Annotated in this window: 6 protein-coding genes and 1 pseudogene; 1 reads left to right on the top strand and 6 read right to left on the bottom strand. The window is 48.3% G+C overall.

The features are described from left to right. Positions 1-106: 106 nt before the first annotated feature. The 6 genes and pseudogenes from QGP82_RS27555 to QGP82_RS27530 form a co-directional block, all read right to left on the bottom strand. Positions 107-778 carry a hypothetical protein gene (locus tag QGP82_RS27555; protein WP_499061619.1) on the bottom strand — a complete coding sequence of 224 codons (672 nt, stop codon included), beginning with the start codon at positions 776-778 and terminating at the stop codon, positions 107-109. Positions 779-824: 46 nt separating this feature from the next. Then, positions 825-1,742 carry an ABC transporter substrate-binding protein gene (locus QGP82_RS27550; protein WP_161635026.1) on the bottom strand — a complete coding sequence of 306 codons (918 nt, stop codon included), beginning with the start codon at positions 1,740-1,742 and terminating at the stop codon, positions 825-827. 37 nt (positions 1,743-1,779) lie between these two features. Beyond that, positions 1,780-4,329, bottom strand: coding sequence for a TonB-dependent siderophore receptor (locus tag QGP82_RS27545; protein WP_499061618.1), 2,550 nt, complete (start codon positions 4,327-4,329; stop codon positions 1,780-1,782). Positions 4,330-4,459: 130 nt separating this feature from the next. Further along, positions 4,460-5,572 (bottom strand): helix-turn-helix transcriptional regulator, encoded by a 1,113-nt coding sequence (locus tag QGP82_RS27540; protein WP_499061617.1) that lies wholly within the window; start codon positions 5,570-5,572, stop codon positions 4,460-4,462. A gap of 142 nt (positions 5,573-5,714) precedes the next feature. Further along, on the bottom strand, positions 5,715-6,827 hold the full coding sequence (locus QGP82_RS27535) for an ABC transporter substrate-binding protein (protein WP_023075457.1): 1,113 nt from the start codon (positions 6,825-6,827) through the stop codon (positions 5,715-5,717). A 4-nt stretch (positions 6,828-6,831) separates the two neighbouring features. Continuing rightward, a pseudogene (locus QGP82_RS27530) lies at positions 6,832-8,601 on the bottom strand (TonB-dependent siderophore receptor); the annotation flags it as partial. A gap of 632 nt (positions 8,602-9,233) precedes the next feature. Between QGP82_RS27530 and QGP82_RS27525 the strand changes: the two are divergent. Then, positions 9,234-9,635 (top strand): reverse transcriptase N-terminal domain-containing protein, encoded by a 402-nt coding sequence (locus tag QGP82_RS27525; RefSeq protein ID WP_499061616.1) that lies wholly within the window; start codon positions 9,234-9,236, stop codon positions 9,633-9,635. Positions 9,636-9,744 lie beyond the last annotated feature (109 nt).

Here is a 9,744-nt window from a genome sequence, read left to right as displayed (position 1 = left end):
ATCTCCAGCACCACTTTTGCCTTAAATTCGCTACTGTAGTTTCTTGGCTTGCTGGCCATATTCCTTCCCCCGATTGGACTCTAGCTTACGCTCTCTCAGTCCTGTCCTAATTTTGGGGGGCACTACAGAGAATTCGCTCAATTATCTGTTCCATCGCGGGTGTGATCGGATTACGGGCAGCATCAAGGAGTGCGATCGCATCGGTATAGAGACTATCAGTTGACATTTGCTCAAAGGTGCAAGCATGGCCAGATGTCTTGGCGTTGTGGAAAATCTGGTTGAGCATGCCGATTGGGGTTAGGCTTGTCCCCCCTCCCTGGTATCGATATACCAACTGCACAATCCGCTCAGCAGTCTGTCGAGCTTGAGGAGACAGGCGCTCTATAAATGCCTGAAAATAGGGGATCAAGGTGGGGCGTTGGATCCAAATTTCAACCTTGAAACATCGTTGTTGCGATGGTTTGATCCCAAACTCCCTAAAGCCAAAGTAGGGAATAAACGAGCAATACCCAGCGTCAGGCCCCGCTAACCGAAACTCAAATTCCAGACAGTTGCCCTTACCTGGCCTGTCAACAATCCCATCCTGCTTAAGCGTATAGTCGAGTATTGCCAGGGTCAAATCATCTTGCAGGGCAATTGTTTGACAATAGCCTTCCCCAGCATGGGGCGAACAGATCCAAATGTGGTCAGAGTTATCCGCATGAAACAGCTGTGAATCATTTGAGGTTCCAGGTAAAAACCAGTCATCAAACCGATTCATCGTTAGTGGCGTTTTCATGGGGACACCCAGTGCACATGCTTGCTGTTAATAGGAATAGTTTGTATTAACTACCTATGTACGTCAACAAGTCATCCAGAATACGATTGGCTGAAATATAGCTGCCATTCATCCAATGGGAGCTGACTTCATAAACCTGATTGTTTTTTACCGCCTTAAGCTGAGACCAGAGAGGGTGCGCCTTCATTCGATCAATCTCCGCTCGCATACCTGTTGCAAAGCCCACGTTACCTTTCAACGTCGGAATAAAAATGACATCCCCATCGACCAAATCAAGGGCTTCTAAGGAAATGTTTTGTGGCCCCTGGGGTTGAGCCTGACTGGGCGGACGCGATATCCCAGCATCCGCTAATACACTGCCTGCAAATGTCTCGGTTCCTGAAGCTCTAATCAGACCTGGGATGAGAGTGATAACAGAAACCTGGGGTCGTTTGCCGGTTTGAGACATTTTTGCCTTAACTGTTTCTAGCTTAGCTTTGTAGCTTGAAACAAGTTTTTGGGTTTCGGCTTGTCTGCTTAAGGCTTCCCCACAGAGGCGAGTTAATTCTTTCCATTGATGGTTACTGTCTATATCAAATACGACCGTTGGGGCAATCCGTGCTAGCTGGCTATAGCCATTGCCCAGTCTGTATTTGCTGGTGAGGATAAGATCAGGTTTGAGAGAGATTATTTTCTCAAAGCTGGGCTGGACTGGACTGCCAACATCGGCCGTGATCTCTTTGTTTAACGATAGATGGGAAAATGAGTCCACCAGCCCATCTGGAACACCGATGGGCTGCAGTCCATGATCCACCACCGCCTCCACGGCTATGTACCCCAGCACAATCACCCGAGTCGGATTGGTGGGCACCTCCGTTTCACCAAAGGCATGTTTGATTCGTTTTATGGCTTTATTGGTAGTTGCTTGCTGGTCTGGTTGAGTTGCCCTGGTGCAAGCGGAGGCAATCAAGGCAGTAGATCCCATCAGCAAAAAAAATCGACGTTTGCAGGTCATAGGGACATCAAAATTCAATAGAAAATGAACCGATAACACTAAATCCTTCACCGATGGTAACAAAACCAGCCCTGCCATTGCGAGCATTGGCAACGTAATCCACATCAAACAGATTGCGGAAGTTTAGACCCGCTCGCCAATTGTCTTTTTTATAAGAAATGGCAGCATTAGTGAGAAAGTAGTCATCTAATGTAAATGTGTTGGCATTGTCGCCAAATCGTTCACCGACATAGTTAACTCCAAAACCAACGCCGACTCCCTCCAGGAGACCTTCCTGAATATCGTAAGTGGTCCACAGGTTAGCATTGTTTTCCGGTACACCGAATAAACGATTGCCTTCATTACCGCTATTGTCATCGGTGATATCGGCATCGGTGTAGGCATAGTTGGCGATAATGTTCCAACCGGGCACAATCTCTCCCGTCACATCTAGCTCAATCCCTTGGCTGCGTTGTTCACCCGTTGCAATTGAAAACATAGCGTTATTGGGGTCGGGCGTAGCCACATTTTGTTTGGTTAGGTGAAATAGGGCAAGAGTGGCATTAAGCCGACCATCCAGGAGTTCAGCTTTGGCTCCGATTTCAAATTGTTCTCCCTCTTCTGGGTCAAGAATGTCACCCTCAAAGGTCATGTCGCCGTTGGGTACAAATGAGGTGCTATAGCTAGCATACAGCGATAGTTCTTCAATGGGTTGGTAGACGAGTCCAACGCGGGGACTAAATGCATCGTCATTCTGGCTTGATTCAGAACCGATGGGGTTAAAAGCGGTGGGACCACTTGAGGATTTTTGCTCAGCGGTTTCATAGCGCAGACCGAGTAGGAGTTTTAGATTGTCCGACAACGTGACTTGATCCTGAATAAAAACACCCAGAGCTTCAACGGTGCTCTCTCCATTAACAAAGAAGGGTAGCGTTGTGGGGTCGGGACGGGGGCCATAGACTGGATCAAAAATATTCAAAAATTGCGGTGTGAAGAACCCGATTCGATCTTGGCGGGGATTCTCTCGTCGAAACAAATCTACTCCGGCGAGTAGGGTATGTTCAATGGTACCGGTGTTAAATTCGCCTACGACATTGGTTTGTAGTCCATAATGATTCTGTACCTGATTCCCAAATAGAAGGGCTCGCCCTAAATCTCCGGTGGCCTCGTTCAAAGGAAAAAAAGGAAAAAAGACATCGGTGTCTACATCCGAACGATTAAATCTGAAGGCATTGCGGATTTTCCAGTTGTCGCTAAAGCGATGTTCAAAGTCATAGCCAGCTCGAATCCGTTCACTTTCGGTCAAATCGTCTGGGTCACCCAAAACCCGATCCAACGGAATATCGGCGATGCCATCCTCAAACGCAACTGTCCCTGTCTCCAGGGGACCACTCGTATCGCTGTATTCAAAATGGGCGGTGAAATCGGTGCGATCGCTAATTTGCCAGCTGACAATGGGAGCAATAAAAAACCGCTCTATATCGTTGTTATAATCTTGAACACTTTCCTGGGTACGATAGAGGGCATTTAAGCGATAGCGTAGACGACCATCCTCTGTTAAAGGTCCGGAGATATCAAGGCTAGGCTCAATAAATTCTTGATTGCCCGCCCGAAAACTCAGCTCATAAAAAGGCTCGCTCAGGGGCTTCTTGGTAACTAAGTTAATCACGCCCCCAGGCTCCAAAGACCCAAACAAGATCGAGGCCGGGCCTTTAAGCACTTCTACGCTTTCTAGGTTAGCCAGTTCTTGATTATTAGGACTGCCAGCCGCCCCAAAGGATAAGCGAAACCCATCCCGCAGCACAGAAGCACTGGGAAATCCACGAATGATAAAGCGTTCAGCCGTAGCATTTCGCTCTTCTACGACTACTCCACTAGCATTCCGGAGGGCTTCATCTAGGCGAATTACCTGTTGGTCTTCGATCACTTCCTCAGGAATTATCTGAATCGATAGAGGAATATCCCGCAAAGGCGTGTCCGTGCGGGTGGCGGTGGCGGCATTGGGCTTAAAGTAGCGACTGCCCTCTTCGCCAGTCACTAATAGTCTCAGCGTCTCATCTGACTGGTCCTGCGCAATTCCAGGCACTACCCTTAGGATTAATCCGGTTAGTGCCGTACTAATCTCTGCAATTGGTGCAGCATCCGTTCCGGTAATAACTACTTGTACTCGGTTTTCAGGTAATGCTGACACCTGTACAACAGCGATACCCTCAGCAGGGTTAAACTGTTGAAATTCATCGCCCTCAGCTAACGCTAGAACGGCATTGGGAATCTCAGCAACAAGGGCATCACCTGATACAGTCGTAGTGGTTGCGGTAAGCTCACCGTCGGCTGTTTCTAGAATCACTTGCAAACCTGTCTCGGTTTCTAGTAAACGCACATTGGTGATTTGTGCCGGGTCACTTTGAGCGAGCAATTCTGCGGAGTTTAAAGAGGAGGATAGCTCTATGGCCTCAGCGTCTGTTTCTATGACATTCCCAGCCGCGAACTGGCCAGTCAGCGCTTGAGCGATCGCAACCTGCCCACCAGCAAGAGTCATCAGTGCCAGCAGATTTAAACCCAGTAACAACTTTCCCATCATCTTCCTCACACAAGCGATTGCCTCAACCCCACGGGCCGTTATGCCATACCCCGAATTTGAAGCGAATTATTCTCGATTAGATTAAATGTTTGGCCCAAAAATTCTGAACCCGAAACGCATTTCTTTTTTAGCTAGCAAGACTTTTCGGCTGAGGCACATACTGGCTATGGAGCTGAAGGGCCTTGGGATTTAAACCAAACTGTTGACGAAATGCAGTGGCAAAGTTGCTACGGCTGGTGTACCCAACTTTGTGGGCGACCGCTTCAATGGCTAAATCTGATGTGATTAATAAATGTCCTGCCAGGGCCAGACGACAGCACCTCAGATATCGAAAGGGCGTGGTGCCATATACCTGATGAAAGCCCTGGTTGAGTTTGAAGCGATTTAGCCCGACCTGCCGTGCTAAGGCCTTGATCGACGGCGGATTGTTAAGATTACGGGCTAACATTCTTCCAGCTTGGTAAATGCGGTCTAGATCGTCACCCACCAGCGGATATGAGATGGCATTTAAGTGATTCATTCCTCGCAGCATTAGGGCGACTAGTTCGAGGGCTTTATCTTCTAGATACGCCCGTCGTATCTGTCCGCCATGGGGACAGCTAAGGAGCTGATTAACTATCTGATGCATCTCTGATGTCATCGATCGCCAAAAACGGCCAAACGCACAAAAATCCAAGCTTTCAAATGGATCATTTGCACTAAATAACTCGGGTGAAGCAATTGTGCCGCTGAGAATCTGGCCAAATGCGGTCTGAGGTGATTTGGCATCAAATCCATGCTGAGAACGATAAACCCAGCTGGCCCAGTCATACAGCATGGCTCGGTCCTGGGGTGGGAAATACTCAACCACAGTATGGGCGCAAGTCTCAAACATGGGGGCACTAAAAAGCACCTCCACCTTTAGCTGACGTGGTTGTGCTGACCGAATGCCAAAGCTATCTCGCTGAACAAGATGTGGGACAAAGGCACTCTGACCTGCCGCTGACCCTTCTATTTGAAATTCAAACTCCAAAAATGGACTGCGTCGTGAGTTTTTGTACAAGAAGGTGCTGTGTATTGAGTAATCCAGAATGACCAGACTCAGCCCTTCCCGTAAGGGAATCGTCTGTGTGTAGCCCTGGCCCACCTGGGGTGACCACACCTGGATCTGGTCAGACGAATCAGCATGAAATAGCCTGGGGTCATCGGAGCTACCGCAGTGGAGATAGTCAGATTGTTGATTAAAGAACCGGATCGCCATGGCGCTATCAGCTGCCAAGTGCAAAAATAGCAGTTGGCTTAATGATAATTATTTGCATTATTATGCCATGGTCAGTTTCACAAGGCGATTACCTTGCCCCATTGCCCAGTAGACTTTAGCCTGAAAACATCACTCTGACAGATTACTGGCTTCTATTATCGGTTAAGAAAAACTGGCGTAGCTGCTCCAGAATGAGCTCTGCACCGATGGGACCATTGAGTCCATTCCACTTATAGAAAGTGGTGAAGTAAACTCGGTTTTCTTGACTGGCGGTGAGAGATTGAGCAATGCTATTGGTTTGCCAATCTTGCTGAATTGTTTTCACTTGATGCGTCTCCAATAAATCTCCCATCGACGTATCAGCAGATGGGTCTGATTTTTCCAGTCCCTCGCTGGTATCAAAATTCCAGCCCAACACAATAATGGTGTCAGCATCATTTAGCTCTGGCAATGCCTCAATTGACATCAGTGGAGTAGAGGCATTAATCGCAGCAGCAGGCGGTGGTATGATCTGAAATCCTATTCCAGCAAGCAGCGCCCCCAAATAGCTATCGGGAGCAATAACAACAAAGCCCTCGTCCAAGCGGTTAGCTCCCAACAGCAACAGTTTAGGATGGGCAGCTACCACCTCAACTAGATCAGCACGAGCGGAGGCAATAGCTGCCTCATATTGCTGAATCACGGTTTCTGCCTTTGTATCCATACCCAGAGCTGTGGCCAGATCTTGCAGACTCTCTTGCCACTTTCCTAAAGCCGTTCGATCATTCCACAAAAGCGTAGGGGCAATCTCAGATAACAGCTCATATTCATCGGCGTTACGTCCCCCTTCACCCACAATTAGGTCTGGCTTGAGGCCCACGAGGGCTTCGAGAGAAGGGGTATGATCGCGGCCCAAATTGATAGGTTGGCCAGTGAGGCGCTCGCCCAAATAAGGAATTTGCCGGGCTGGATCATTAAACACCTCTCCAGTATGAGCATTGAGGGGTAAAGTGCTAGCAAAGGGCTGCACATCCAGCGACAGCAATAAATCAAGGATATGAGCACTCAGGGTGACTACTTTCTGCGGTTGTCCGCAGATTTCCGTTTCACCCAGATCATGTTGAACTATTCGACAGCCTGAGGCTGGTTGAGTTGTAACTTCAAGTGCTGAATCATTGGCTGAATCATTCCTTGCTAAGAGACCACAGCCAACGATGAGACTTATGGTCAAAACACTTAGCAGTAGCCAATTCGCAAATCGTTTTAGCCTTGACATCGATTCAAAACTCAATGGAGAAAGAGCCTATCAGGGTAAAGTCTTCACCAGGGTATATATTTCGTCTACCCCCGCTAGTACTTTCGATATAGTCTATATCAAACAGATTGCGAATATTCAGACCTGCTTGCCAATTATCGCGTTTGTAGGAAATCGCTGCATTGGTCAAGAAATAATCATCTAATTGAAAACTGTTGGCATTGTCGCCAAAACGCTCTCCCACATAGTTCACTCCAAGGCCAAAGCCTAGACCTTCTAAAGGTCCATCCTGAATATCGTAGGTGGTCCACAGGTTGACGTTGTGCTCAGGCACATTAAATCTTCGGTTGTCTTCGAGGTCGGAGTTGTCTTCTGTAATTCTGGCATCGATATAGGCGTAATTGGCGATGATGTTCCATCCCGATAAAATTTCACCCGCCACATCGAGTTCCACACCCTGACTGCGTTCTTCCCCTATAGCCACAGAAAATAGGGGATTATTTGGATCTGGCGTCGATACATTTTGGAGGGTGATGTCAAAATAGGCCAGGTTAGCAGCCAAGCGTCCATCCAGAAATTCGGCTTTTACCCCTACTTCATACTGCTCTCCCTCTTCAGGATCGAGGAAGTCAGTGCTAAAGCTTGAGGCAGGATTTGGACTAAAGGAGCGACTGTAACTGGCAAATAAAGAGACTTCCTCAATCGGCTGATAGACCAGACCTATACGAGGGCTAAAGGCATCGTCCGTCTGGGTTGAGTCCAAGCCAGGAAAAAAGGGGGAAGGCTCAACCACCCTTTCCTGCTCAAAGGTCTCATAGCGGATGCCGGCTAACAGCTTGAGATTGTCAGCAAAGGTAATCTGATCTTGTAGGTAGACCCCGAGGAAATCCAGTTGAAAGTCTCCATCAAACAATGCAGGTAGGGTATCGAAATCTGGTCGCGGAGTCTGACCATAGACCGGATTAAAAATATTCAGGGGCGCAGGAGTTAAAAAATCATTCCCCGCAAGGGTAAATTCGTCTCGCCGTCTGAGATCAACCCCAGCCAGTAGCGTATGCTCGATCGACCCCGTCGCAAACTTGCCTACCACGTTGGTTTGTAATTCGAAAAACTCCTGTTCAAATTCAAAAAGTTGAAAGTTGCGACTCAGATCACCAGTGGTCTCATCCAGGAAATTGGACCCGGCATTAGTCAGCCTTTCATCACGATTAGCGTAGCTAAAGGCATTGCGTACTTTCCAGTTGTCGCTAAAGCGATGCTCAAACCGGTAGCCAGATCTAAGATACTCAGTGGTGACAATATCCTCCGGTTCGCCCAAGCTGCGATTGAAGGGAATGTCCGCGACTTCATCACCAATGGCGGCTATACCAAAGTCTCCTGGGTTCTGCTGGTCAATATATTCAAAATCAATGGTGAGGTCGGTGCGATCGCTAATGGCCCAGCTCACCACCGGAGCAATAAAAAACCGCTCAACATCGGGGTCAAAATCTCGGAAACTGTCTTCATTGCGGTATAGTGCATTCAGCCGATAAAGCACCCGTCCATCTTCGGCGAGTGGGCCTGAGATATCCACGCTGGGCTCAATCAGACCTCGATTCCCTACCCGTAAACCCACCTCATAAAATGGCTCACTCAAGGGTTGCTTGGTGACCAGGTTAATCGCACCCCCCGGTTCTACCGCACCAAATACGATTGCCGCAGGCCCTTTAAGCACATCAATTTGCTCAATATTGGATAGATCCTGAGGAACCAAATTTGAGTTGGTCCCACTTAGACGAAAACCATCTCGTAAAACCGTAGCATCATTAAAGGGGTAATTGAAGCGGTGCGATGTAGATAAGTCGAGTGTGACAAGGAGGCAACAGCCAAATTAAGAGTGGAGATACTCTCCCAGCAGCACCTGTCCTGCTGTCCCCACGTAACAGAGTCACCGACTCCGGTCACACTGACGTTAGTAATGACATCAGTGGAATGCAGACCACGAACGTATCCTGACCTGGCAGCCTAAACTGGGAAAGGGCTAGGGGAAGTCCGAAAGGGTTAACACCAGTGAACCGTTGACGAAGCTTCGTCATTTACCGTGTCAGTGAAATCAGGCTGAAACACTGAGACCAAAAGGTACGTGGGTGGCTTAGTGGCTCGCTTGTCCGCTAAGCGATAGGACACACTCCCACCGGAGTATAGACGGAACCCGACCCGGACGCAGCTCACACACTTGGAACTACAGAAGCCCGATGGATTCTCTGGAACACCAGAGTAGGCAAACCGTGAGGGATGCACAACTATCCAGCGGGTAAAGGATGCCAGAGGAAGCGAATGCTCCTGGTAATGCGGGAGATAGGGGTTCAGGCTTTGCCCCACATCGAAAGGTGGCCAACTTCTGGCGGGTCTTTAACGATAAATCGGGGTAATGGAACCGTATCCATTGTGAAAGATAGAGTCTCATCAGACATCGGAGCAAGGAAGCCTCTTCAAAATTGGACCTCTATCAACTGGGGTCAAGTTAAGAAGCGGGTGAGGAACCTGAGACAACGCATTTATCGTGCTACTCAAAACGGTCAGTGGAATCGGGTGCGTAGCCTGATGAAACTGATGCTAAAAAGCTACTCCAACCTGCTGCTATCGGTGCGGCGTGTGACTCAAGAGAATCAGGGCAAACAGACAGCAGGCTTAGATGGCCAGACTGCCTTAACCTCTGAACAACGAGTCCAACTGGTGAATCGACTGGAAGACCATTCCCTCTGGCAAGTACACCCGACTAAACGGGTCTACATTCCAAAAGCGAATGGAAAACTAAGGCCGTTGGGAATTCCGACGGTTTTTCCATAATGCACCTTATGCAACTTGCTTTCGGAATGTAGAGCCACTTGTTTGAGGTCTCTGTTTATTTATAGGATATCTGAAAGGAAAGCGTAAGAATGCTTATCTTGTCCGTTTC

The sequence above is a fragment of the Leptothoe sp. LEGE 181152 genome, from assembly GCF_032906605.1.
GTDB classification, from domain to species: domain Bacteria; phylum Cyanobacteriota; class Cyanobacteriia; order Phormidesmidales; family Phormidesmidaceae; genus Leptothoe; species Leptothoe turfae.
This window is presented reverse-complemented; position numbering and strand designations above follow the sequence as displayed.

What these genes read in the sequence shown, in the direction of transcription:
- QGP82_RS27540 (WP_499061617.1), bottom strand. Translation starts at nt 5,572, where the DNA reads ATGGCGATCCGGTTCTTTAATCAACAATCTGACTATCTCCACTGCGGT.
- QGP82_RS27555 (WP_499061619.1), bottom strand. Translation starts at nt 778, where the DNA reads ATGAAAACGCCACTAACGATGAATCGGTTTGATGACTGGTTTTTACCT.
- QGP82_RS27535 (WP_023075457.1), bottom strand. Translation starts at nt 6,827, where the DNA reads ATGTCAAGGCTAAAACGATTTGCGAATTGGCTACTGCTAAGTGTTTTG.
- QGP82_RS27550 (WP_161635026.1), bottom strand. Translation starts at nt 1,742, where the DNA reads ATGGGATCTACTGCCTTGATTGCCTCCGCTTGCACCAGGGCAACTCAA.
- QGP82_RS27545 (WP_499061618.1), bottom strand. Translation starts at nt 4,329, where the DNA reads ATGGGAAAGTTGTTACTGGGTTTAAATCTGCTGGCACTGATGACTCTT.